Here is a 25,109-nt window from a genome sequence, read left to right as displayed (position 1 = left end):
ATAAGCTTCATGTCTAAAAAAAATCAAACCTTAGGTGAATTTATTATCGAAAACCAATCCTCTTTTAAGTATTCTTCTGGAGAGTTATCTAGACTAATAAACTCTATTAGACTTGCTGCAAAGGTTGTAAATCATGAAGTAAACAAAGCTGGACTAGTCGATATTATTGGCGCTGCTGGCGACACGAATATACAAGGAGAAGATCAACAAAAACTAGATGTATACGCAAATGATAAGTTTATACATACATTAACTAACCGAAACATTGTTTGTGGAATTGCTAGTGAAGAGGAAGACGACTTTATTAGCATAAACAGTCAAGATTCTAACAACCAAAACAAATATGTAGTCTTAATAGATCCTTTAGATGGCTCTTCAAATATAGATGTTAACGTTTCTGTTGGAACCATTTTTTCAGTGTTTAGGCGTGTTACACCTGTTGGTACACCTGTAACTATAGAAGATTTTTTACAGCAAGGTAACAAACAAGTTGCTGCTGGATACGTGGTTTATGGTACATCTACAATGTTAGTATATACAACTGGTCACGGTGTAAATGGCTTTACGCTAAACCCAGCAATTGGTACGTTTTACTTATCGCATCCTGATATGCAATTTCCTGAAGATGGAAATATATACTCTGTAAACGAAGGTAATTACATTCACTTCCCGCAAGGTGTAAAAAACTACATTAAGTATTGCCAAATGGAAGAAGGCGATAGACCTTACACCTCAAGATATATTGGATCTTTAGTTTCAGATTTTCATAGAAATATGATTAAAGGCGGAATTTATATGTATCCAAAAAGCTCAAAAAATTCTAACGGAAAACTACGTTTATTATACGAGTGTAATCCTATGGCATTTTTAGCAGAACAAGCTAATGGTAAAGCTAGTGATGGTTATACTAGAATACTTGACATTACCCCAACAGAGCTGCACCAACGCGTACCTTTTTTCTGCGGAAGTAAAAATATGGTATTAAAAGCTGAAGAGTTTATGCAAAACGCTTAACTGGTAGTTAAATAACTATTTTTTTGCTATTTTTATCTCCTTAAACTATCAACATGGCAAAACAAGATAAAAATCAAGAAAATATGGCGCCAAACGCTGTAGATGCTAGCTCAAAAATTGACGCTATAAAACAGCTTATTTTTGGAGAAAACATGCAAGCTTACGATAGTGAGTTTGAAACTCTAAAAAAAGATATACTTAACAAAAAAGAAGAATTAGAGCAATTAATAGACGAGGTTAAAACAGAGCTACTTCAAAATATTGATAATTTAAGTACAGACGTAAACATACGTATTACAGAGCTTGAAGCTTCTCTTGAAGAAAAAACAGACGCTTTAGAAGAGAAAAAAGTAGACCGTAAACTTCTGGGTGAACTTTTCACAAAGCTTGGTGAGAAGATTAGTCAATAAAATTGACTCTATAAATGACTCAAGACGATAAATTACAAATCTTAAAAGACATCTTATTAAAAGATGAGCATGAGTATGCATTATCGCTTGAACAAAAACTAAAAGATCTTGAAGCAGTAATAAACCAACAACCCAATTTATCAAAAAAAATTAATCCAATAATTGACGATAAATTACAAGAGTTTGTTGAAGAAATACCTGAAACATTAGGACCTACTATTACCGAAACTTTAAAAGCAGAGATTAAAAACTCTCAAGATGCTGTTGTAGAAGCTTTATACCCTATTATGGGTAAAATGATAAAAAAGTATGTGCAAAAAGAAATACAACTTTTATCCGAAGCTATTAACAATAAAATGAATAACACCTTTTCTTTTGAGTCTTTAAAACGAAGGTTTAGAGCAAAAAGAAGCGGCGTATCAGAAGGTGATATAATCCTTCAAGACCACTTTAAACCAGCTATAGAGCAGATTATGGTTATAGAGCAAGGTTCTGGTATTGTAACTTCAGAATATTCAAAAACCCAAAACATAGACCAAGATACAGTTGCTGGTATGCTTACCGCAATTAAAAGTTTTGCAGAAGATGCTTTTCAAGCTGAAACTCAAAATTTAGAATATATAGAATATGAAAACTATCATATTCACCTTCAAAACTTTTCTAATTACTACATTGCTGTAGTAATATCTGGAGCATTTACAGCCACATTTAGAAACAAACTAGAGGATAAGTTATTAGATTTTGCTCAAAATGTTATAAATAAAACAGACTTAGAAAATAGTAGTATTTTAGCAACAAAATTAAAAGCACAATTTGAACATGAAATTATCTAAAAAAGTTGTTTTAATAGGGCACTTTGGTGTAGGAAAATCGTCCTTAATTAGACGCTTTGTAGAAAACACTTTTACAGAAGATTATAAAGTCACTATTGGTGTACATATCTTAAAAAAAGATATTCAAATTCCAGAAACCAACAAAGACGTTACTCTAGTTATTTGGGACTTAGAAGGTAATGATGATATTACCAACACAAGACCATCATATCTTATTGGAACACATGGTTTTATTTACGTGTTTGATTTAACAAGACCAAACACCTATAAAAACTTAGAATTTGACTTAAATTATATAAAAGAACGTTATCCTAACTTACCTGTTAAAGTTATTGGCAACAAAAAGGACTTAGTTACAAACGAGTTTATTAAAGAAAATAAAGAGATTTTTAAACAGTATGTAGACTTATATACAAGTGCAAAAACTGGCAAAAATGTAGAAGAGGTTTTTAATCAACTAGCTAAATCTTTAGTTTAAACATAAAACATTCTTAAAATGTTAGAAGAGTATAAAAAAAATTACGCACAATCTGTAAATCAATATTTAATTGTAGATACAGAAGGCAACATTAAAGAATCTGATGATGTTATCTTTAAAAAAATAGAAGGTAAACATATATCAGATATTCATCCTTTTTTTGAAAGTCTAACAGCTACATTAACCGAAAAAAACAAAGATTTAGTATTTTCTTGTATTCATCTTAATGATGAAGAAGGCAATACTATAATAACAGATATTATTGTAAAAACTTTTGATGGTAAAAAACCACCATTAATTGTTATCCTAGATTTAACGGTACACTACAATAACTACCAAACTACAGCGCAGGTAAGAAATGAGTCGGTAATAAACTCTCAAATACTAGAACTAAAAAACGAGTATTTAAAAGAAAAAGAAGCTTTTAAAAATGCATTCATAGCAAATTTTAATCATGAATTAAGAGATCCAATAACAGGTATTTTAACTTTTTCTGAGATTTTAAAAAAGACAGGATTAACAGATGAGCAAACTAACTATATAAAAGTCATGGACTCTTCTACAAACTACTTAAAGCAGTTAATAGAAGACATACTAGACATATCTAAAATAGAATCTGGAAAAGCAGAAATTATCTTAGAACCATTTAATCTACATGAATTATTAGATGAAATAGCTCAAATACACAAAATTAATTCTGAAAAAAAAGGTTTAGAATTTATTACTGATTTTAATAGCAATTTACCACAAATAGTTGGTGGTGATAAGATGAAGCTAAGACAAGTTTTAAGCAACTTATTAAGTAATGCTATTAAATTTACAGAAGTAGGATCAATTACTTTTAAAGCTTCATTAAATCAAACAAGAGCAAGAAAAGCTAATATTCATTTTGAAATTTCTGATACTGGAATAGGAATACCAGAAGAAGATCAAAACTCAATTTTTGAAAGTTTTAAACAACTTAACCATTCATATAAATATACTGGATCAGGCTTAGGACTTGCTATTGCAAAACATTATGTAGAGTTAACCGGAAACAAAATAACAGTAGATTCTACAGTAGGAAAAGGCTCTACATTTTCTACTAATTTAAACTTTAGAATAGACCCAAGTTACAAATTAGAAAAATCTAATAATGAAGAAACTTCTTTTATAGAATCTGATAAAAAATACAATATTCTGTTGGTAGACGATTCAGAAATCACTCAGCTATCAGTTCTTAAAATACTTGCTTCTAAGGGTAATTACTTTTTAGATATTGCCACAAAAGGAGAAGATGTCATACCAAAAGTAACAAACTATGATTCTCCTGTAGATTTAATCCTTTTAGATATTAAATTACCAGATATAAATGGTGATGAAGTAGCAAAACTGGTAAGAAAATTACCAGAGAGAGAGCATAAAAAAATACCAATTATTGCCTTAACAGCTAGAGTATTTAAGGATGATTTAAAAAAATATAAAAAAGCAGGTATTAATGATGTTGTAAAAAAGCCTTTTGATGAAGATACCCTTTTAACCAAAATAAGAGAACATCTAAAATAAAAAAAAGCAAGCGTTATGCTTGCTTTTTTTATGTATTTCAAAAACTATTTTATCTATTCATAGTTTTAATTTCTTCCATAAAAACCTCTAAATCTACTCCGTTTTTAACAAGCTCTAAAGCTTTATCTGCAACGTATTTAGAATTACTAGACTTAAAACCTAAGCCAACACAAAGACGCTCTAACATAGCCATTTGGTTTTCTCCTTCAATTTGATCTGCCCAAACCATTCTAGCTAAATCGTATAAACGCTCTAAACGCATATCATAAGAAGTTGGTGGGTTTATAGGATGAGATTTATAATCCTTTAATATTAACTTATAATCTTCTTCGCTAATATCTAAATTACGTGCTAATCTATCTAAAAACGCCTTTTCTTCTTCTGTGATAATACCATCACTCATAGCAACTCTTACAATTGCAGCAAAATGATCTTCATTTCGCTTCTTAAACCCACTATCAAATAAATCTGAAAATGACATACTTTTTAATTTTAATTCACTGCAAATATAGTTAAACCTTGCTCCTTTTAAAATTAAAAAGTTTCTTTTTTTAACATGTAAACTTAACATCATTAAATATGATATAAATATTTTATTATCAAAACTTTAAACCTATTCTTAGTATTCATATTCATTAGTATTGTTAATATCAGATTAAATTAATTAATCAGAAAGCTTTTAAAAAATCTAAGCCTTATATTTGCAAAAAATTCTATTAAAGGTGAGTAAATCTAACATCTCGCAAGCCTATTTACAATCTTTGCAAACGCAAAAATTGCAAACTGCTATTGCCCTACCTAAAAGTAAAACACATGTTAAAGGATTAGTAGGATCTTCGGTTTCGTTTATAATTTCACAAATTTTTAAACAATCCGAATTACCATTTTTACTAATATTTCAGGATAAAGAAGAAGCTGCTTTCTATTTAAACGATTTAGAACATTTAATAAATAAAAACGATGTTTTATTTTATCCAGGAAGCTATCGCAGACCTTACCAAATTGAAGAAACAGATAACGCCAACGTTTTACTTCGTGCAGAAGTTTTAAACCGTATAAACTCACGTAAAAAACCTGCTATAATTGTTACGTATCCAGATGCGCTTTTTGAAAAAGTTGTGACTAGAAAAGAGCTAGAACGTAATACACTAAAAATTACCGTAAACGATAATTTATCTATAGATTTTGTAAACGAAGTCTTGTTTGAATACAAATTTAAACGTGTAGATTTTGTTACCGAACCTGGAGAATTTTCGGTACGTGGCGGTATTGTAGATGTGTTTTCATTTAGTCACGACCAACCATATCGTATAGAATTTTTTGGTGACGAAGTAGACAGCATTCGTACCTTTGATGTAGAAACACAATTATCTACAGAGCAAATTAAAAAAATTAGCATTATTCCTAATGTTGCTAATAAACTAATTGAAGAAAAAAGGCAAAGCTTTTTACAATACATCGCTCAAAAAACAGTTGTTTTTGGGAAAAATTTCGATTTAACTTTTAACAGAATAGACGATTTTTTCAATAAAGCTCAAACTGCATTTAACAACTTATCTACCGAGCTTAAACACGCCAAACCAAATGAGCTATTTTCAAATTCTGAAACCTTAAAAAAAGAATTATTAGATTTTAGCATAGTCGAATTTGGGACAACATCTGTTTTTAAAGCAGAGCAATTTGTAAAGTTTGACACAGTCCCTCAACCTGCATTTAACAAACAATTTAATTTATTAATAGATAATTTAAATGCTAATCACGACAAAGGTTACACCAATTATATTACTTGCGTAAGCGAGCAACAAGCAAAGCGTTTTCATGATATTTTTGAAGATGTTGATGGCAATGTACATTATCAAACAGTTGTACAACCTTTATATCAAGGTTTTATAGATCACGACTTAAAAATGGTGGTTTATACAGATCACCAAATTTTTGAACGTTACCATAAATTTCATCTTAAAAATGGCTATGCAAAAAAACAAGCCATTACCTTAAAAGAACTTACAAATCTAGACATTGGCGATTATGTTACGCATATAGATCATGGTATTGGTAAGTTTGGCGGACTACAAAAAATTGATGTAGATGGTAAAAAACAAGAAGCTATAAAATTAGTGTATGGCGAGCGTGATGTGTTATACCTAAGCATTCACTCTTTGCATAAAATAACTAAATTTAATGGTAAAGATGGTGCGCCACCAAAAATCTATAAACTAGGTAGTAAGGCTTGGAAAACCCTTAAAGAAAAAACCAAATCTAGAGTTAAGCACGTTGCCTTCAACTTAATAAAACTATACGCAAAACGTAAGTTAAAAAAAGGATTTCAATATAAGCCTGATAGTTATTTACAGCATGAGTTAGAAGCTTCATTTTTATATGAAGATACGCCAGATCAAGTTACTGCTACTGCAGATATTAAAGCCGATATGGAAAGCGAAAGACCAATGGATAGATTGGTTTGTGGTGATGTTGGTTTTGGTAAAACCGAAGTCGCTATTCGTGCTGCCTTTAAAGCTGTAGATAATGGTAAACAAGTTGCGGTTTTAGTACCAACTACTATCCTAGCCTTTCAGCATCATAAAACCTTTAGCGAGCGTTTAAAAGAATTTCCGGTAACGGTAGATTATGTAAACCGTTTTAAAACTGCAAAAGAAAAACGCATCACTTTAGAAAAACTAGAAAAAGGTCATGTAGATATAATTATTGGTACACATCAATTAGTTAATAAAAGCGTTAAGTTTAAAGATTTAGGACTTTTAATTGTTGATGAAGAACAAAAATTTGGTGTTGCTGTTAAAGAAAAACTTAAAAGCATAAAAGAAAACGTAGACGTACTTACGCTAACTGCTACACCAATACCGCGTACACTTCAGTTTAGTTTAATGGCTGCAAGAGATTTATCGGTAATTACAACGCCGCCACCAAACCGTTATCCAATAGAAAGTCATGTTATTCGTTTTAGCGAAGAAACTATTAGAGATGCTGTTAGTTACGAGATAGAACGTGGCGGACAAGTATTTTTTATCCATAATCGTATTGAAAACATCAAAGAAGTTGCAGGTATGATCCAACGCTTAGTGCCTGATGCAAAAATTGGTGTTGGTCACGGACAATTAGAAGGTAAAAAGTTGGAAGAACTTATGCTAAACTTTATGAATGGTACTTTTGATGTTTTAGTAAGCACAACCATTATAGAAAGTGGTTTAGACGTTTCTAATGCCAATACTATTTTTATTAATAATGCGAACAATTTTGGGTTAAGTGATTTACACCAAATGCGCGGTCGTGTCGGACGAAGCAATAAAAAAGCTTTTTGCTATTTTATTACTCCAGATTATCACGCTATGACAACAGATGCCAGAAAACGTATTCAAGCATTAGAACAGTTTTCTGAGCTTGGTAGCGGATTTAATATAGCAATGAAAGATTTAGAAATTCGTGGTGCAGGAGATTTACTTGGTGGCGAACAAAGTGGTTTTATTAACGAAATTGGTTTTGATACCTACCAAAAAATCTTAAATGAAGCTATTGAAGAGCTTAAAGAAAATGAATTTAAAGACCTTTACGACGAACCTGAAGAGAAAAAGCAATACGTTAAAGACATTACAATCGATACCGATTTTGAACTACTTTTCCCAGACGATTACGTAAATAGCATAACCGAAAGGTTAAACCTGTATACCACTTTAAACAACCTAAAAACGGAAGACGAGTTAACTACTTTCGAAAATCAATTAATAGATCGTTTTGGCGAGTTACCAACTCAAGTAGTAGACTTGCTTAACAGCGTTAGAATTAAATGGATAGCTACAAAAATAGGTGTAGAAAAAGTAATCATGAAAAAAGGTAAACTTATTGGTTACTTTATTAACGACCAAAAAAGCGGATTTTACCAAAGTAATTACTTTACAAAAGTGTTACAATACGTGCAAACGCATCCACAAACTTGTAAAATGAAAGAAAAACAAACACGTAACGGTTTACGTTTATTACTTACCTTTGATAATATAAAAACAGTAGAAAAAGCTCTTCAGGTATTAAAACCAATTTTGGAATAATTTTTGAAACTTGATAAAAAAATAAAACCCATGAATAAAAAGTTATTTTTTGTATTTGCTATAATTCCATTTTTTGCATTAGCACAACATACCATAAAAGGAAAATTCCCAAATACAGACGATTTTAAATTTGCCTTTCTATATCAAGTAACAACACAAACCAGCAAATTTGTAAATAATGCCGAAATAAAAGAAGACGGTTCATTTAGTTTTACTTTAGACAAAAATCAACCTGCAGGTACATACCGCATCGTCTACAATCAACCACAAGATCGATATAATTTTGATTTTTTATATAATAATGAAGATATAGAATTGACTTACGACTTTGACAATGGTTTAACCTTTATTAAATCTGAAGAAAATAAGCTTTGGAAATCTTACAATAAAAGCATTCAATTAGTTGCAAATAGTCTTAACAACTTTTACCTAAAAGGAGAAAACAACGAAGAAGATTTTAATAAAATCATACAAATTTTACAAAATACACAATCCGAATTTGAGAAAGCAGCAGAAGGCAAAATGGCACTAAACTTTATTACTGCAAGTAAGCCATATATACCTACTAAATATGTAGATGCCAAAACATTTTCAGAACTAGCAAAAGCAGAATATTTTAACCACATCAACTATAGCAATCCTATTTTACAAAACTCAAATTTTCTTATAGAAGCTACTTTAAACTATATTTTTAATTTTATAGATCAAGATCAAACCAATGCTTCATATATAAAAAATATTGATACTGCTGTAAAAGCAATTGGTAATAACACTAAAGTAAAAAAAGTAATATTAGAAGTATTATATTCTCAATTTGCTTACGAGAATATAGAAACAGTAGCCAATCACATTGCAACAAAATACTTATTAGACATAGCAAAAGCAGATAATGATACAGATTTAATAAAAGACCTTACCAATTTTAAAAATGCATCAATAGGTCACAAAGGTTACAATTTTGATATTGTAATCTATGATGAAAACGGTAAAGCTACCGTAAAAAAAATGCATGATTTAGACGAAGCTGAAAACTACCTAATCATATTCTGGAGCACAACATGTTCTCATTGTTTAGAAGAAATTCCGCAACTACATAACTACGTAAAAACAATAGATAAAAAACAATTAAAAGTTATCGCTGTTGCTTTGGATGAAGACCGTTACCGCTGGAAAGACATGACATACGATTTTCCAGAATTTTATCATGTTTTTGGTGAAGGAAAATGGGATAACCAGATAGGTAACAACTATAATGTCAAAGCTACACCAAGCTATTTTATACTTGACAAAGACAAAGTAATTATTAAAAAACCATACGACTTTGAAGCTTTTAAAGATTATTTTTCTAAAACATTAGAAGAATAGTTATCTTTAAAATCTAGTATCTAATAATTATGAAAAAAAACCGAGTCTTTGCAATGTCATTTGCTAGTGTGTATCCTCATTACATCACTAAAGCCGAAAAAAAAGGAAAAACAAAAGAAGATGTACACACTATTATTACTTGGCTAACAGGTTATACTAATGCAGATATAGATACTATTTTAGAAACTAAAATAGACTTTGAAACGTTTTTTGAAAAAGCGCCAAAACTTAATCCTAACGTTGATAAAATTAAAGGTCTAATTTGTGGTTATCGTGTAGAAGACATTGAAGATCCTTTAATGCAAAAAATTAGATTTTTGGACAAGTTAATAGACGAGCTTGCTAGAGGCAAAAAAATGGAAAGTATTTTAAGATCTTAAAAAAAGAAAAAAGCATCTTCTAAATGCTCAATATTAAATTGCTTTTCTTCTTTTACAATTGCTATAATATCAAAACGCACATCTACCTCTAGGTTATTTACAGTCACATACTCATCTACTGCTTTAACTAAGTTTTTTATTTGTTTTGGTTTTACAAAATCTTGCGGATTTCCAAAATCTGTTGTAGATCGTGTTTTAACTTCAATTATAGCTAAAACATCTTCTTTTTGAGCAATAATATCGACTTCAGCTTTATTAAAACGGTAATTACGTTCAACAATATCGTAGCCATTTTCAATTAAAAAATCGACTGCAAGTTGTTCTCCTTTTTTACCAAGCTGGTTGTGATTAGCCATTACTATTCAAATACAAGTGTAGATTTTGTTTTTTCAACTTTTAAAGTAGCTTTTCTACCTAAAATTAAAGCTCTATTATCATCTTCGTGTCCTGCTGGCATATTAAATGCAATCGGGAAATCATAATCGGCAAGTGCATCTAAAATTAGTTGTTCTATAGATGTTCCCCAAAGGGTCGTATTTTTTCTTAGCTTAGTCATATCGCCAACAATAACACCTTTACATTGATCAAAATAACCAGCACGTTTTAGACTTTGTAACATACGATCTATGTGGTATTTGTACTCGCCAATTTCTTCTATAAATAATATTTTTCCAGAAGTATCAACGCTAGTTTTACTACCTAACATAGTATGAAGTATCGTCAAGTTACCTCCAACAATTGGTGCTGTAACTTCACCTGTTTGATTGTATTTTGATCCTTCTAATGTATAACTTAAGGAGTCACCAAAAATGGCTTTTTTAAACGTCGCTATAGTTTGTTCTATTTCACTTTCATCCTTAGGTAAACTTACACACATCATCGCATGTAGACTTTGTACACCTAAATTATGTATTTGGTTATGTAGTGCTGTAATATCGCTATATCCAATAATCCATTTAGGCTGTTCTAAAAATTTAGTGTAATCTAATTTATCCAAAATTCTAACCGTACCGTATCCGCCACGTGCGCACCAAATAGCCTTAATATTTGGATTATCTAAAGCGTTTTGAAAATCTTCACAACGTTCTTGATCTGTACCTGCAAAATGATTGGCTTGATTAAACACATGTTTACCAACAACAACATTAAGATTCCATTGTTTTAATAAACGTTTTGCGCGTTCAATTTCTTCATTTCTATGTTTTAAAATTCCTGATGGTGCTACAATTGCAACGGTATCACCAGCTTTTAAATATGGTGGTTGTATCAAATTTTCTGTTGGGTTTTTAAAGTTTGAATTTTGGGATATCATGGCGTTAGTTCCTGTAAAAAGAAACACCAATAAAGTAATAATTATAAATCTGTTTTTTGACATATTGTAAATGTACATTTTTTTTCTAAATCGCTGTTAAAATGTGTATTTTTACGGCTTCAAAAAGATTTTAAGATGTCAAAAAGATATACAATTACTGCTGCTTTACCTTATACTAACGGTCCTATTCATATTGGGCATTTGGCTGGTGTTTATGTTCCGGCAGATATTTATGCACGTTACAAGCGTCTAACTGGCAACGATGTTGCTTTTATCTGCGGAAGTGACGAGCATGGTGTGCCAATTACTATAAAAGCAAAAAATGAAGGTGTTACACCACAAGAAATTGTAGACAGATATCATAAAATTATTAAAGATTCTTTTGAAGAATTTGGTATTAGCTTTGATAATTACTCACGTACATCGGCGAAAATTCATCATGATACAGCTTCAGAATTTTTCAAAACCTTATACGATAAAAACGAATTTGTTGAAGAAGTTACAGAGCAATTATACGACGAAGAGGCTAAACAATTTTTAGCCGATCGTTTTGTGATTGGAACTTGTCCAAAATGTGGTAACGAAGAGAGTTATGGTGACCAATGCGAAAAATGCGGTACATCGCACAACGCCACAGATTTAATCAATCCTAAATCTGCAATAACAGGTAATACACCAACTTTAAAAGAAACAAAACACTGGTTTTTACCATTAAATAAACACGAAAACTTTTTACGCGAGTGGATTTTAAAAGGTCATAAAAAAGACTGGAAACCAAACGTATACGGACAAGTTAAATCTTGGATAGACGATGGATTACGTCCGCGTGCAGTAACACGCGATTTAGATTGGGGAATTCCTGTTCCTGTAGAAGGTGGCGAAGGAAAAGTACTTTACGTTTGGTTTGATGCGCCAATTGGCTACATCTCTTCTACTAAAGAATGGGCAGAACGCGAAGGAAAAGATTGGGAACCATATTGGAAAGACCAAGACACTAAATTAGTTCACTTTATTGGTAAAGATAATATCGTGTTTCACTGTATTATTTTCCCGTCTATGTTAAAAGCAGAAGGCAGCTACATTTTACCGGACAATGTACCTGCTAACGAATTTTTAAATTTAGAAGGCAACAAATTATCAACCTCAAAAAATTGGGCAGTTTGGTTACCAGATTACCTTAAAGATTTTCCTGGTAAACAAGATGTATTACGCTACACTTTAACCGCTAACGCACCAGAAACCAAGGATAACGATTTTACATGGAAAGATTTTCAAGCCAGAAACAACAACGAACTTGTTGCTATTTTTGGTAACTTTATTAACCGTGTTGTCGTTTTAACTAACAAATATTACAATGGTATTGTGCCAACGCCTTCAACATTTACAGCAATAGATGAAGACACTTTAGCTGCTGTAAAAGCCTATCCTGCGGTTATTGAAAGCTCTTTAGAACGTTACCGTTTTAGAGAAGCAAGTCAAGAACTAATGAATTTAGCACGACTTGGTAACAAATATCTTGCAGATGAAGAACCTTGGAAATTAGTAAAAACAGATGAAGCACGTACGCAAACCATTATGTATGTTGCTTTACAAATTGCTAGCGCTTTAGCTACATTATCAGAACCGTTTTTACCATTTACTTCAACTAAATTGAAACAAATTTTGAATGTCACATCGAGCGCAGTCGAGATGTCTTGGAGTGATATTTCAACAAAAGACGTGTTATTATCAGCTAATCACCAAATTGGACAAAGCGAATTACTATTTAATAAAATTGAAGACAAAGACATTCAAATTCAATTAGATAAATTAGAAGCTAGTAAAAAAGCTAACGAAGCTGCTAACAAAAAAGTAGAGCCACAAAAAGACACGATTACTTTTGATGATTTTACAAAATTAGATTTACGTGTCGGAACTATAATTGAAGCCGAAAAAATGCCTAAAGCCAAAAAATTACTAGTTTTAAAAGTAGATACTGGCATAGATGTACGCACTATTGTTTCTGGTATTGCCGAGAGTTTTACTGCAGAAGAAGTTGTTGGTAAACAAGTAACTGTTTTAGTTAACCTAGCACCAAGAGCTTTACGTGGTGTAGAAAGTGAAGGGATGATTTTAATGACCGAAAATGCCGAAGGTGATTTAGTATTTGTAAATCCTGATACAACGGTCAAAAATGGGTTGCAGATTAGTTAGGTTATGAGGTACATATTTTGTTTTTTACTTTTTTGTTGTAGCTTTTCTTTATGGAGTCAAACTGAAGTTTTGACTTTTAAAAACCTTGAAATGTCTAAACGAGTTAGAAAAAATTCTTACACTATTTCTAATTCTATAACTAATGATTTAGCTATAATTTTAGTTGAAAACAAAGATATCTATGCTTACTTAAGTGATTCTAACTTTAAAGTTAATTCTACAAAATTTATTAAAACAAAAAACATAAAATCAAAATACAACAAAGTTTTAGGTTTTAGTATAAAACAAAATAACTACCACGTACTTTACACTAATGATTCAAGAAATAAATTCTCAATTTTAAAATTAGATTTTAATAATTTTTCAGGAGAATCTATTGAGGTTGATCTTAATTTAGATAATGACCTATTTTTAGACGCTATCAACTATAAAAACAAATTATATATTTTATCTGCTAATAGTGATTCTATACTTAATCTTAGAGTATATAATAATGAAGGATTTGATTTAGTAAAATCTTTTGAATTAGAAGAAATTAAAGACGAAACTAACTTAATTAGCACAAAATTTCAGTATGGTCTTTTCATGTTTTCTGGTAAAGAAAAAACAAACATTACCAAAATTGAACAAAGAGTTTTTAACTCGATTGAACAAACTTCTGCCAAAAACAAAATGTATCAAAATGATAAATCCATATACTTAACTTTTGATGTTAACGAATTGGCAACACATTTATATAAAATAGATTTAGAGCAACTAAATCTAGATTACAAAATCTATCCTTATCCAAAGTCTAAAAGTCACGAATTTAAAAACTTTAACTCGTTTATTTTTGAGAATAACATCTATCAAATAGCTTCATCTAAAGAAACTTTAAAGTTTGTGATTTCAGATTTTGATTCTAAAGTCATTAAAGAATTCAATATTTTTAAAGATAAAAAAATACATTTTAAAAATTCTCCAATAATACAAGAAGGTCAAACAGCTTTACCATTTGTTACTACTAGAGAGTTAGAAGAAACCCGAAAATATCTTAGAAAAATAAATAATGGTAATATCGGAATCAATGTTACAAAAAATGATGGTAATTACTATCTAACTTTAGGAGGTTTTCAAGTTATTACCCAACCAAATATGGGATCAGTAAATACTGTAAATGGAAATTTTACAGGTTATAACACTACTTATCTTTCATTTAATTCTTATACAACTACAAAGTCTACTTATTTTAATTCAATTTTAGATTCTAATTTTAATCATGTAAAAGGTAGTTTTGAATCAACACCTTTTAATAAAATAAAAGACTATAAATCGACATTAAAATACTCTAGTGGTGAAGATGTTTTTTTTCATAAAAACGACTTATTCTTTGGCTATTTTAACCAAAAAGAAAGTTCTTATCACCTATTAAAGTTTTAAATAATTAGTTTTCAAGTTTTTAATAATAACTTTTATTTAAATAAAGTCACGTATTAGTGTTCTAATAAAAATTGAAGTTTATTAATGATTTGAAATTTATTTTTTTTAGTTGTTAAAGTTAAAAATTGTTAAAACAAAACACTTTAAAACAACAGTTAAAGTGTTGATAAACTGCGATTTACAATAAAACCTGCAAAGTGAAAGATATGATAAACTTGTCTTAATTAGTCGTCTAGAAGGTGATGATTTTCGTAACTTATAATAGTTACAAACCAAAAACCATTACTATGAAACGACTAATTTTATTATTAGTGACTTTAAGTATTATATCTTGCGGAACTCCAAAAACCGTGAGAGATTCTAAAAAAGTCATTAAAGGCGATTGGGTTTTAAACTCGATTACCTACAACCAAACAGGTACTTTTAACGTTACACTATTTGACGATGCTTCAAAATCTTGTTTTGAAGGTAGTACTTGGCAATTTATTCCTAACAATAACACAGGAATTTATACAATTAACTCGGCAGGATGTATGTCTGGCGAAAGAAACTTTGTATTTACCATACAAGAAGTAAGTCCAGAAATGGGATTATACGACTTTTTATTAAAGCCAACCAACGAAAAAAATAAGTCTGAAACTAATCAAGGTTACCGTGTTAATCTATCTCAGTTATCAGATACCAACATGCAATGGAAACAAACCGTTAGTTTAGACGGACGACCTTTTGTAATTACAATGAACTTCACCAAAATTTAAAACTAAAAAACCATGAAAAAGACAATTAACAAGATTTCAATATTTAGTCTAACACTACTAATGTGTATTGGACTTACCAACTGTAATGCAGTAAAAAATGCTAATAATAAACAAAAAGGTGCTGTTATTGGTGCAACAAGTGGCGCTGTTTTAGGTGCTATTATCGGTAATAATGTAGGAAAAGGCGGAAACGGAGAATTAGGAGCCGTAATTGGCGGTGTAGTTGGTGGTACTGCTGGAGTGCTTATAGGAAAGAAAATGGATAAACAAGCACAAGAAATTGAGCAAGAAATACCAGGTGCAGAAGTAGAACGTGTGGACGATGGTATTGTTGTTACGTTTGATGAAAATAGTGGTGTATATTTTGATACTGAAAAGTATAACATAAACGCTGCTTCACAAGCTACATTAAACAAGCTTATAGGTGTGTTTAAAGAATATCCTGACACTAATTTATTAGTCGTTGGTCATACAGACAGTTCTGGATCTGACGATTATAACATGACACTTTCTAAAAATCGTGCTTATGCAGTAACTAATTACTTAACTAGCAATGGTATTAGCGGTACAAGATTAACAACAAATTGGTTTGGAGAAACACAACCAATGTATGATAACAGTACTGCCGAAGGACGTGCTAAAAACAGACGTGTAAATATTGCTATTTTACCAAATGAAAAAATGATACAAGACGCGCAAAACGAGTCTAATTAATAATTATTTGAACATAGAAAAAAGAGGTGTAAATTTTAAATTACACCTCTTTTTTATTTATATCGTATTCTAAAATATAAAGCAAGTGCTCTTATCATTAAAAAAGGGAAAATAATAAGTACAGACCCAAGCAAATTTGTTGGTGTAAACGTTTCTGGAAAGTTACGTACTATAAAAAGCATAAGAATAACTCCTAAAATAATAGATACATGAAGCACTAACATATTAGGTGTAAAAGCACCAAAACTAACTTTAACTGGTGTTTGTTTTATGTGTAACAATACACGTTCTATGGTCACAAATAATAGGTTAATATTAAAAAACCAGTTTCTAAAGAATAGTACTTTCATGTTAGTAAAAATAAGTACTTCATTATTCCAGTTTGCCATAAACCCGAAAAAGACAACAATAAAAATAAAATAAACTCCCATTTGTATAATAGAACCAAATATGGATGTTGTTTTATTGCTGGCTAGTACAGCGTTTTTATTTCTTTTGAAAAAAATCCTATCGATAATTATTCTAATAAATTCATTCCACCAGAAAAATAAAATCACATAAAATACGGTTGTTTGTCCGCTCCAAATGGATAAAGTTGTAAGCAATGTAAACACTAAAAAATCCCATTGGGAATAATATTTTAATGGTTTTTCTAAAATAGAAGAAAAGCTATTCATATGATTTTATATTTATCCGGTTTATTGAAATATTATGAAAGATTTTTTAACTGTTTAATTCATCTATACTAACGTCGTACAATATGTTTACAAAAGTAGCTTTGTGTAAAAGTAAATTTTGATGTGCTTGTACTTTATTATAAATATGTTCTGACACATTAATAATACCATTACTGGTTTTAATTTGAAAAGCTGTAGAGTGTCTATTAGAAGTTGTCTTTAGCTTATCTATGACCTCAACCCTATTTATTGTTTTTAAATACCCATTTCGTTTAAACTTTGCGTATTGATTAATTTGAATTAAGACTTTAATTGAATAGTACACAAACGCAAAAATTAATGGTATTAGAAATATAAAAATACCTTTCCATAGTACAAAAAGCAAGACTGTAATTGGTATTAGATATATTAGGTTTTTTCGTGTTTTTTTAAAAAATATTTTTTTGACTAATTCAATATCATTTTCTCTCATAGGAAGAGATTTTTCTATATTATCAAAATTTTGCTTTCTTATTGTTGAATTATACGACTCTGTTGTTTCTGTATTTTTTTCTAAAACATTAAAGGCTAAAACTTCCTTTTTTTTGGGACTAACTTCTAGGTAAACTTTATCATTTATTTTAACCTGAGAAAACTGTTTATAATTAACACTGTGTTGTTTGTCTTCTATTGTAATGTAATAATGTGTTTGTGTATTTTTACGTGAAGAACCATTTCTATGCGATCCAGCTGCTCTATTGTGTTGGGCAGAAGAAGTAGTATGTTTATCTATTCTCTTATCGGTAACAATACCTGTATAGCAATATTTTATTCCTTTTTTTAAATCTAGATAAATACCCCAAAAAAAGTAGGAGATAAATAGAGTAAAAATAAGGGCGAAAGATGCAAAAACTAAAACAGGTATGTTTCCCATTTCACTAGATGACAAAACAAAATTATAAATGAAGAAAAAAATTGCACCTACAAAAACACCAAACGTTACAACATACACATATTGGCGCTTAAGCTTTTTTCTATCTTTAACTGACAGCGGTTTGATTTCATATAAATTTTGAGATGTCATGTATTATAATTGATTTAGACTTTGGTGAATGTCCTTAAACTTTTCAAGCACTTTATCGTTAAGTTTAGTATCGCCAACAACGGTGCCGTTAGTTAAACTGGTTTTATAAAATTGGATACTGGCAATGGTTTTTGTTTGTACATTAACATCTGCCTTAGCATAAGTTATTTTATTCTTTTGGTCATCTGTTACATAATCAAAAAAGACAATTTTAGAATCTTTTAATTTATCCTTGTATTTTGAGTAAAATTGTGCTGTTTGGTTAGAATAACTTCTTAAACTAAAAGGCAATTTATCCTTTGGTGCTTCTTCGTTAAAACGCTTAATACCTTTTTGTAATTTATTGATAGCAAATTCATTTTCATTTAAGTCAAACTGCAATGTAAAATCATTTTGATATGTTGTTACTAAAACATTTGAGTTTAGCGATACGTATGATGTAATTTCTTTTCCTTCAAGATAGAGATAATGGATATTTTGCTCTATTTCATTTTGATCTTTTTGAGTTTTAATGGCTTTGTAAAGATTTCCTTTGTTAGAATAAAAATAGGTAGTTTTAGAGTTGTTTATATCTGATATAATTTGGTGCAACTTATTGTTTTTATAATCGTAAACAATATTATTAATATCTCCATTTTTATGAGTTATAGTTTCTTTAATTAGTTGTCCGCTGGTATTGTAAGTATAAGAGTGTTTTTTGTTTTTCTTGATGTTACTGTACTTAAAAACTCGTTTATAAAGTCTGTCATTTTTGTAATAGCTTTTTGTTTTTTGCCAAGAATTGTCTTTTAAATTTTCGATATGGTAATCTTTTATAAAGCCATTTTTGTTAAATTGATATACAGCTGTCTTAATTGGCTCTTTATTTAGATTGTAGCTAATAGCTTCTACTCTTGTAACCTTTTGTGTAAAACCGTAATCTATGTTACTTATATCAGGAAGTAATTGAGCAAAGCTAAGAGATTGGAAACCTAATAAAACTGTAGTAAATAGTATTTTATTTATTTTGTTCATTATTAATTATTTTCAGCAATTAATACCTTGTTATTAAGGTACCATCAGACCAAATACCATAACTATCTACTGTCCTTGATTTATTAAAAAACACACCAAAACCATCTCTTTGACCATTAGTAAAACTACCAAAGTACCTTGTTCCTGATGTCTTATATGACTCATCACCTATTCCATTTGCTTTATCGTAATAATACTCTCCAAAATAAGAAGTCCCATTTTTCCAGAAATAACTTCCGAAATAATGTTTTTTCCCGTTAGAGAAAAATCCACGATATGTGTCTCCGTTGGTAAAAAAATAGGTCCCAAAACCATCTTTGCAATTTCCTATACAATTATTAATCTTTCTGTTATCAAGATAGTTCTGTGATAATAAATTTCTTGTTCTTTTTCCTTCTTGATAAAAACCAACTTCTGTTATTTTTCCATTTTTTGAATAATAACCGTAACCGTTTTGTTTACCATTTTTCCACTGACCAAAGTATGTACTTCCTGTTTCGTACCATTTGTATAGCCCATAACCTTCTCTTGATCCATTTACAAAGTTTCCTTCATAAAACCCTGATCCTTCATAAGTTTGCAGACCATAACCATTAGCTTTTCCGTTTTTAAAAACTCCTTTAATTGTATAGGTTTGACCTTTATATTCTCCATAACCGTTATTACAATTACCAGAAACACAACCTACATTACTATTAGTGTTAACATTAGTTGTTGTTGTTGTATTTAAAGAAGGAGTTGTTTTTTTAATGTTTATGATTTCTAATTTTTTAGTCTTTTTATTTACTTTAATGGCTTTACCTGTAACTTCGCCATTAATAAAACTTCCAAAATAAATATAATCTAAGGTTGATACATGACCATTTCCCGTTGGCTCTCCATTTATATTAAATTGCCCCACATAAAGTCTATTATTTGCTTTCCATTTTCTTGTTCCTACTTTGTATGGTTTTCCATTTTTAAAAAAGCCTATATAAGAATCTTGATTATTGTATATGATAGCCCCATAACCGTCTACACAGTTACCTTGACATGAATTACCCACCTTTTTATTAAGATAATCTTGACCTAAGTTTGTTACTAATTTCCCATCTTGATAGATACCTGCTTCTGATGTAATATTATCCTTAGTTAGATAACCGTAACCTGCTATTTTATCGTTTTTCCATTCTCCGTAATAAATAGTATTGGAGGCTTTCCAAGTATAAACACCATAGCCTTCTCTTTTTCCGTCATTAAAATTGCCAATATAATTATCGCCATTACTAAAAATTTGATTTGCATAACCGTTAGCTTGACCATTTTCAAAATATCCTGTAATAGTCATATCATCAAATTTATATTCTCCGTATCCATTATTACAGTCTCCAGACATACAATTTGTAACTACATTAGAGTTATTTTTATGTTCTTGAATTTTACTTTCTATACCGTTGTAATACGTTATTTCTGTCTCATCCAAAACCTTTTCAAATATTTTAGAATATTTTCTTCTAAAATTACCATACTGGTCAAAACTCATATCTATAGCATTTTTTTTATACGCTTCGTGACCGTCTTTTGTAAATTCAAATGCTTGTGGATTGTTAGAAAAAGAAAAAGATTTGTAACGATTTAAAACACCAGGAGAGTAAATTCCTTTTTTAATTAGCTCTCCATCTTTATAAGAGCTAGCATTAATTTTTAATTTATCACCATTAATTTCATAACTTAATGTTATTAAATACTTACCATATTTAGATTCTTTTCTTTCTTCTGTTAATTGACCTTTTTGATTGTATTTAAATGTTATCAAATCATTTTGGCTACCATCTGGATTAATAGTTTTAATAGACACTAATCGTTTATAATTATCGTAATTAAATTCTGTTGTATAGTTGTTTTCTCTATTTACTTCTTTATAGATTAAACCATCTTTATTATAAATAAAATCGGATATAGAAGTATATGTAACTTCACCTTTACTATTTATTGCTGTTTCTTTTAAAGACTTTATTATCCCAAAATCAGAATAAGAGTATTCGTATTTTCTTCTAAAAGATTTACTTGGTCCAGAAGTTAGCTTTTTGGTTAAAAATCCGTTTTCATTAAAATCTAGATTTAGAGTTCTTTCTACAAAATCTAGAGAATAAGATTTTTTTACTTCGCCATTTAAATTGTAATGATTAAGTGTATAATATTCTGCAGCTGGATTAAGTGGTGCATTTTGCCAATCTATGGTTTGTGAATTTGCTTTTACTACAAATAGTAAAATTAAACTTACTAATATATGTTTCATCTTAAATTATTTAGTAGTTACAAATTCTTCGGTAAAATTATCGTCCCATTTAAAGGCATTTACAATCCAACCGTTTTTACTTTTGTAATAGGTAAATATTAAACGTACTGCTGTATTTTCATATTGGATTAAATATGTTTCGCGTTTTGCGATATCACTAATAGTTTCATCTTTGACTTTTAAATAATTAAATGGTTCTCCAAAACGATTACTAATTATATTGGTATACTTTATAATTTTTTCTTTTAAAGTTTCAATCTCATTTTGCGGTATTGGCCAATATGGCGTAAGGATTTGAAATGCTTCATTTATTTTATTTTGCTTAAAAAGTGTCGTTACTTCTACAGACATTTGCTTAGTACTTGACACATCTTTTAATAGCTTGGTTTGAGAAATTGTTTGAAAAGAAATAAAGCAGGTTAAGATTAATAGTAAATGTTTCATTTTAAATGTAATTATGGTTTAAAACAAAACTAGGTTTAAAGAAGACTTAAAACTATACGATATATGACGTATTTTTGCTAATCATAACATTTATATTTGCCTTTCATTTTTTAAAGAAATTATGCTTCTATTAAACTACATTAAATCCAAAACTAACCTATCAGAAACCTCTATAAAAAACACTGTTACTCTTTTAAATCAAGATTGTACAGTTCCTTTTATTTCTAGATACCGTAAAGAAGCAACTGGCAATTTAGATGAAGTTGAAATTGGTGCAATTGTTAAATATAAAGAAGAATTTGAAACGCTTGAAAAACGTAAGGCAACCATCTTAAAAGCATTAGAAGAACAAGACGTTTTAACCAACGAATTAAAAGCGAAAATTGAAGCTTGCCAAGACAGTACAACACTTGAAGATTTATATTTACCCTACAAGAAAAGCCGAAAAACTAAAGCCGAAACTGCAAGAAAAAACGGATTAGAACCATTAGCAAAAATCATAATGAGTCAAAATGCTAATGATATAGAAAACATCGCAGTTAAGTACATAAAAGGTGAAGTAACATCTACCGAAGACGCTTTAGAAGGCGCAAGACATATTATTGCCGAATGGATTAACGAACGTACCGATATTAGGACTAGTTTAAGACAACAATTAGAGCGTTATGCTATGATTTCCACGAAAGTGGTAAAAACAAAAAAAGAAGATGAAGAGGCTCAAAAATTTAAAGATTATTTTGATTGGGAAGAAAGCCTAAATCGCATACCATCGCACAGATTATTAGCTATTCTTAGAGCCGAAAAAGAAGGCTTTATTCGTGTAAAAATTGAAATTGATAATGACCGCGCGTTAGAACGTATAGACCGAAAAATCATAAAATCGGACAACGCTTGCGCCGATCAAATAGAAATAGCAATAACCGATGCTTACAAACGATTATTATTCCCATCGTTAAGTAACGAAGCATTACAAAATGCCAAAGAAAAAGCAGATGACGAAGCAATAAACATCTTTGCCAAAAACTTAAAACAATTATTGTTAGGATCGCCTTTAGGCGAAAAACGTGTTTTGGCTATAGATCCTGGTTTTAGAACAGGTTGTAAAGTAGTTTGTTTAGACGAAAAAGGAGATTTAAAACACAACGAAACTATTTATCCGCATGCGCCAAAAAATGACCAAATTGGTGCCTTAAAAAAGTTAAGTACGTTAACTGAAGCTTACCAAATAGAAGCTATAGCAATAGGTAACGGAACAGCATCTAGAGAAACCGAAGCTTTAGTAAGAAAAATTAGATTTAAAACCGATGTGCAAGTTTTTGTGGTTAGCGAAGCTGGAGCTAGTATATATTCGGCATCAAAAATTGCGCGAGAAGAATTCCCAAATTACGATGTAACTGTTCGTGGTTCAGTTTCAATTGGTCGACGTCTTCAAGATCCTTTAGCCGAGCTAGTTAAGATTGATGCCAAATCTATTGGTGTTGGACAATACCAACACGATGTAGACCAAAATAAATTGCAAAAGCAATTAGATGTTGTAGTAGAAAATTGTGTAAATGCAGTTGGTGTAAATATAAATACTGCAAGTAAAAGTTTATTAAGTTACGTGTCTGGAATTGGTCCAAAATTAGCAGAAAACATAGTAAAATATAGAAGCGAAAAAGGTGCTTTTTCTAGTAGAAAAGACATTAAAAATGTACCAAGATTAGGCGATAAAGCATTTGAACAAGGCGCTGGTTTTTTAAGAATAAAAGATGGAGATAATCCGTTAGACGATTCTGCAGTACATCCAGAAAGCTATGCTATTGTTACTAAAATGGCTAAAGACGAAGGTGTTTCGGTAAAAGAATTGATAGGTAATACCTCTACTTTAAAAAAGATTAATTTAAAAAAATATATTACAGAAGAAGTTGGTCTTTTAACTTTAGAAGACATTGTTAAAGAACTTGAAAAACCAGGTTTAGATATACGTGAGCAGGCAAAAGTTTTCACTTTTAATCAAAACATTAAAACGATTGAAGATTTACGCGAAGGACAATTATTACCTGGTATTGTAAATAATATTACTGCGTTTGGCTGCTTTGTAGATGTTGGTATTAAAGAAAGTGGTTTAATACACGTCTCTAACTTATCAGACAGTTTTGTAAAAGATGTTAACCAGCATGTACACTTACACCAGCAAATTATAGTTAAGGTATTGAGTGTTGATCTTCCGCGAAAGCGTATTCAGCTTAAATTACATAAATAGATGTTAAAAATAGCTTACCATCCTATTTACAGCCATCCTTTACCTGAAGGACATCGGTTTCCTATGTTAAAATATGAGTTATTACCAAAACAATTATTACACGAAGGGACTTGTATAGAGGATAATTTTTTTGAGCCTGTAAAAATGCTAAATGAAAATCCTATTTTAGCAGTCCATGATGCTAACTATTTTTATGATTTATTAAATATAACACTAGACCAACGCGCTGCAAGAAAAATAGGGTTTCCTTTAAGTGAATTATTAATTGAACGCGAAATTATTATTGCAGATGGCACTATAAAAGCTAGTGAGTACGCCTTAAAACATGGTATTGCAATGAATATTGCTGGTGGCACACATCATGCGTATACTAACCGTGGTGAAGCATTTTGCATGCTTAATGACCAAGCAATAGGCGCCAGATTTCTTTTAAATAATGGTTTAGTTAAAAAAGTTTTAATTGTAGATTTAGATGTACACCAAGGTAATGGTACTGCAGAAATTTTTAAAAACGACTCCGCTGTTTTTACCTTTTCTATGCACGGAAAAAACAACTATCCATTTAAAAAAGAGCAAAGCGATTTAGATATTGAATTAGATAATAATGTTGGAGATAGTGAGTATTTATCTATACTAAAAAAAGTGCTTCCGCAATTAATAGAAAAAGAACAACCCGATTTTATTTATTATTTATCTGGTGTTGATGTTATAGCTACAGACAAACTAGGCAAACTTAGCTTAACTATAGAAGGCTGTAAACAGCGCGACCAATTTGTTTTAGAAACTTGTAAGTCTCAAAACATACCTGTAATGTGTAGTATGGGTGGCGGTTATAGTCCTGATATTAAGATAATTGTTAGTGCACATGCTAACACTTTTAGATTAGCTCAAGATATCTTCTTTTAA

General features: G+C 30.2%; 22 protein-coding genes. 14 read left to right on the top strand and 8 right to left on the bottom strand.

Going from position 1 to position 25,109, the window contains the following annotated elements:
- Positions 1-9: 9 nt before the first annotated feature.
- The 5 genes from fbp to ACEQT4_RS03015 are packed head-to-tail and all read left to right on the top strand — an operon-like array spanning position 10 to position 4,280.
- On the top strand, positions 10-1,014 hold the full coding sequence (gene fbp / locus ACEQT4_RS03035) for a class 1 fructose-bisphosphatase (RefSeq protein WP_027879567.1): 1,005 nt from the start codon (positions 10-12) through the stop codon (positions 1,012-1,014).
- Between the two features lie 53 nt (positions 1,015-1,067).
- On the top strand, positions 1,068-1,424 hold the full coding sequence (locus ACEQT4_RS03030; protein WP_027879568.1) for a hypothetical protein: 357 nt from the start codon (positions 1,068-1,070) through the stop codon (positions 1,422-1,424).
- A gap of 14 nt (positions 1,425-1,438) precedes the next feature.
- Positions 1,439-2,257 (top strand): cell envelope biogenesis protein OmpA, encoded by an 819-nt coding sequence (locus ACEQT4_RS03025; RefSeq protein ID WP_370225958.1) that lies wholly within the window; start codon positions 1,439-1,441, stop codon positions 2,255-2,257.
- The gene (locus ACEQT4_RS03020) at positions 2,244-2,735 is read left to right on the top strand and encodes a Rab family GTPase (RefSeq protein ID WP_027879570.1); all 492 of its coding nucleotides are present in this window, start codon (positions 2,244-2,246) and stop codon (positions 2,733-2,735) included. The genes ACEQT4_RS03025 and ACEQT4_RS03020 overlap by 14 nt, the downstream gene beginning before the upstream one ends.
- Positions 2,736-2,753: 18 nt before the next feature.
- Entirely contained in the window at positions 2,754-4,280 is a 1,527-nt protein-coding gene (locus ACEQT4_RS03015; protein ID WP_027879571.1) for an ATP-binding protein, read from the top strand.
- Between the two features lie 49 nt (positions 4,281-4,329).
- On the opposite strand, the gene ACEQT4_RS03010 is transcribed toward ACEQT4_RS03015, so the two are convergent.
- A complete protein-coding gene (locus tag ACEQT4_RS03010) occupies positions 4,330-4,761 on the bottom strand; it encodes a TerB family tellurite resistance protein (RefSeq protein WP_027879572.1) in 432 nt (143 codons plus the stop codon).
- Between the two features lie 241 nt (positions 4,762-5,002).
- Here ACEQT4_RS03010 and mfd point away from each other — a divergent pair, with 241 nt between their 5' ends.
- The 3 genes from mfd to ACEQT4_RS02995 are packed head-to-tail and all read left to right on the top strand — an operon-like array spanning position 5,003 to position 10,086.
- Positions 5,003-8,341, top strand: coding sequence for a transcription-repair coupling factor (gene mfd / locus ACEQT4_RS03005; RefSeq protein ID WP_370225956.1), 3,339 nt, complete (start codon positions 5,003-5,005; stop codon positions 8,339-8,341).
- A gap of 30 nt (positions 8,342-8,371) precedes the next feature.
- A complete protein-coding gene (locus ACEQT4_RS03000; protein WP_370225955.1) occupies positions 8,372-9,706 on the top strand; it encodes a TlpA family protein disulfide reductase in 1,335 nt (444 codons plus the stop codon).
- Between the two features lie 29 nt (positions 9,707-9,735).
- The gene (locus ACEQT4_RS02995; protein ID WP_370225954.1) at positions 9,736-10,086 is read left to right on the top strand and encodes a DUF2200 domain-containing protein; all 351 of its coding nucleotides are present in this window, start codon (positions 9,736-9,738) and stop codon (positions 10,084-10,086) included.
- On the opposite strand, the gene ACEQT4_RS02990 is transcribed toward ACEQT4_RS02995, so the two are convergent.
- The gene (locus ACEQT4_RS02990) at positions 10,083-10,442 is read right to left on the bottom strand and encodes a YraN family protein (RefSeq protein ID WP_027879576.1); all 360 of its coding nucleotides are present in this window, start codon (positions 10,440-10,442) and stop codon (positions 10,083-10,085) included. The two genes, ACEQT4_RS02995 and ACEQT4_RS02990, sit on opposite strands and share 4 nt — an antisense overlap.
- Positions 10,443-10,444: 2 nt before the next feature.
- Entirely contained in the window at positions 10,445-11,461 is a 1,017-nt protein-coding gene (locus ACEQT4_RS02985; protein ID WP_370225952.1) for an LD-carboxypeptidase, read from the bottom strand.
- Positions 11,462-11,533: 72 nt separating this feature from the next.
- On the opposite strand from ACEQT4_RS02985, the gene metG reads away from it, so the two are divergent.
- The 4 genes from metG (at position 11,534) to ACEQT4_RS02965 (ending at position 16,482) form a co-directional block, all read left to right on the top strand.
- Positions 11,534-13,591 (top strand): methionine--tRNA ligase, encoded by a 2,058-nt coding sequence (gene metG / locus ACEQT4_RS02980; protein ID WP_370225951.1) that lies wholly within the window; start codon positions 11,534-11,536, stop codon positions 13,589-13,591.
- Between the two features lie 90 nt (positions 13,592-13,681).
- Positions 13,682-15,010 (top strand): hypothetical protein, encoded by a 1,329-nt coding sequence (locus ACEQT4_RS02975; RefSeq protein WP_370225950.1) that lies wholly within the window; start codon positions 13,682-13,684, stop codon positions 15,008-15,010.
- 287 nt (positions 15,011-15,297) lie between these two features.
- Positions 15,298-15,768, top strand: a complete 471-nt coding sequence (locus ACEQT4_RS02970; protein ID WP_370225948.1) for a lipocalin — start codon at positions 15,298-15,300, stop codon at positions 15,766-15,768.
- A 12-nt stretch (positions 15,769-15,780) separates the two neighbouring features.
- Positions 15,781-16,482 carry an OmpA family protein gene (locus ACEQT4_RS02965; protein WP_370225947.1) on the top strand — a complete coding sequence of 234 codons (702 nt, stop codon included), beginning with the start codon at positions 15,781-15,783 and terminating at the stop codon, positions 16,480-16,482.
- A gap of 53 nt (positions 16,483-16,535) precedes the next feature.
- Here the strand turns inward: ACEQT4_RS02965 and ACEQT4_RS02960 are convergent, their stop codons facing one another.
- Genes ACEQT4_RS02960 through ACEQT4_RS02940 form a run of 5 tightly spaced genes read right to left on the bottom strand, consistent with a single transcriptional unit; the run spans position 16,536 to position 21,958 of the window.
- Entirely contained in the window at positions 16,536-17,159 is a 624-nt protein-coding gene (locus ACEQT4_RS02960) for a hypothetical protein (RefSeq protein WP_370225946.1), read from the bottom strand.
- A gap of 46 nt (positions 17,160-17,205) precedes the next feature.
- Positions 17,206-18,222, bottom strand: a complete 1,017-nt coding sequence (locus ACEQT4_RS02955; protein WP_370225944.1) for a hypothetical protein — start codon at positions 18,220-18,222, stop codon at positions 17,206-17,208.
- A 3-nt stretch (positions 18,223-18,225) separates the two neighbouring features.
- Positions 18,226-19,236, bottom strand: coding sequence for a hypothetical protein (locus tag ACEQT4_RS02950; RefSeq protein ID WP_370225943.1), 1,011 nt, complete (start codon positions 19,234-19,236; stop codon positions 18,226-18,228).
- 19 nt (positions 19,237-19,255) lie between these two features.
- Entirely contained in the window at positions 19,256-21,514 is a 2,259-nt protein-coding gene (locus ACEQT4_RS02945; RefSeq protein ID WP_370225942.1) for a hypothetical protein, read from the bottom strand.
- A 6-nt stretch (positions 21,515-21,520) separates the two neighbouring features.
- Positions 21,521-21,958: a hypothetical protein gene (locus ACEQT4_RS02940; protein ID WP_370225941.1), complete on the bottom strand. Its 438-nt coding sequence runs from the start codon at positions 21,956-21,958 to the stop codon at positions 21,521-21,523.
- Between the two features lie 121 nt (positions 21,959-22,079).
- Here ACEQT4_RS02940 and ACEQT4_RS02935 point away from each other — a divergent pair, with 121 nt between their 5' ends.
- Together ACEQT4_RS02935 and ACEQT4_RS02930 are read left to right on the top strand one after the other, a co-directional pair.
- A complete protein-coding gene (locus ACEQT4_RS02935) occupies positions 22,080-24,203 on the top strand; it encodes a Tex family protein (RefSeq protein WP_370225939.1) in 2,124 nt (707 codons plus the stop codon).
- Positions 24,204-25,109, top strand: a complete 906-nt coding sequence (locus ACEQT4_RS02930; RefSeq protein ID WP_370225938.1) for a histone deacetylase — start codon at positions 24,204-24,206, stop codon at positions 25,107-25,109.

The organism is Mesoflavibacter sp. (assembly GCF_964226795.1).
GTDB classification, from domain to species: Bacteria; Bacteroidota; Bacteroidia; order Flavobacteriales; family Flavobacteriaceae; genus Mesoflavibacter; species Mesoflavibacter zeaxanthinifaciens.
The sequence above is the reverse complement of the archived record's forward strand: the minus strand, read 5'-3'. Positions and strand labels throughout refer to the sequence as shown.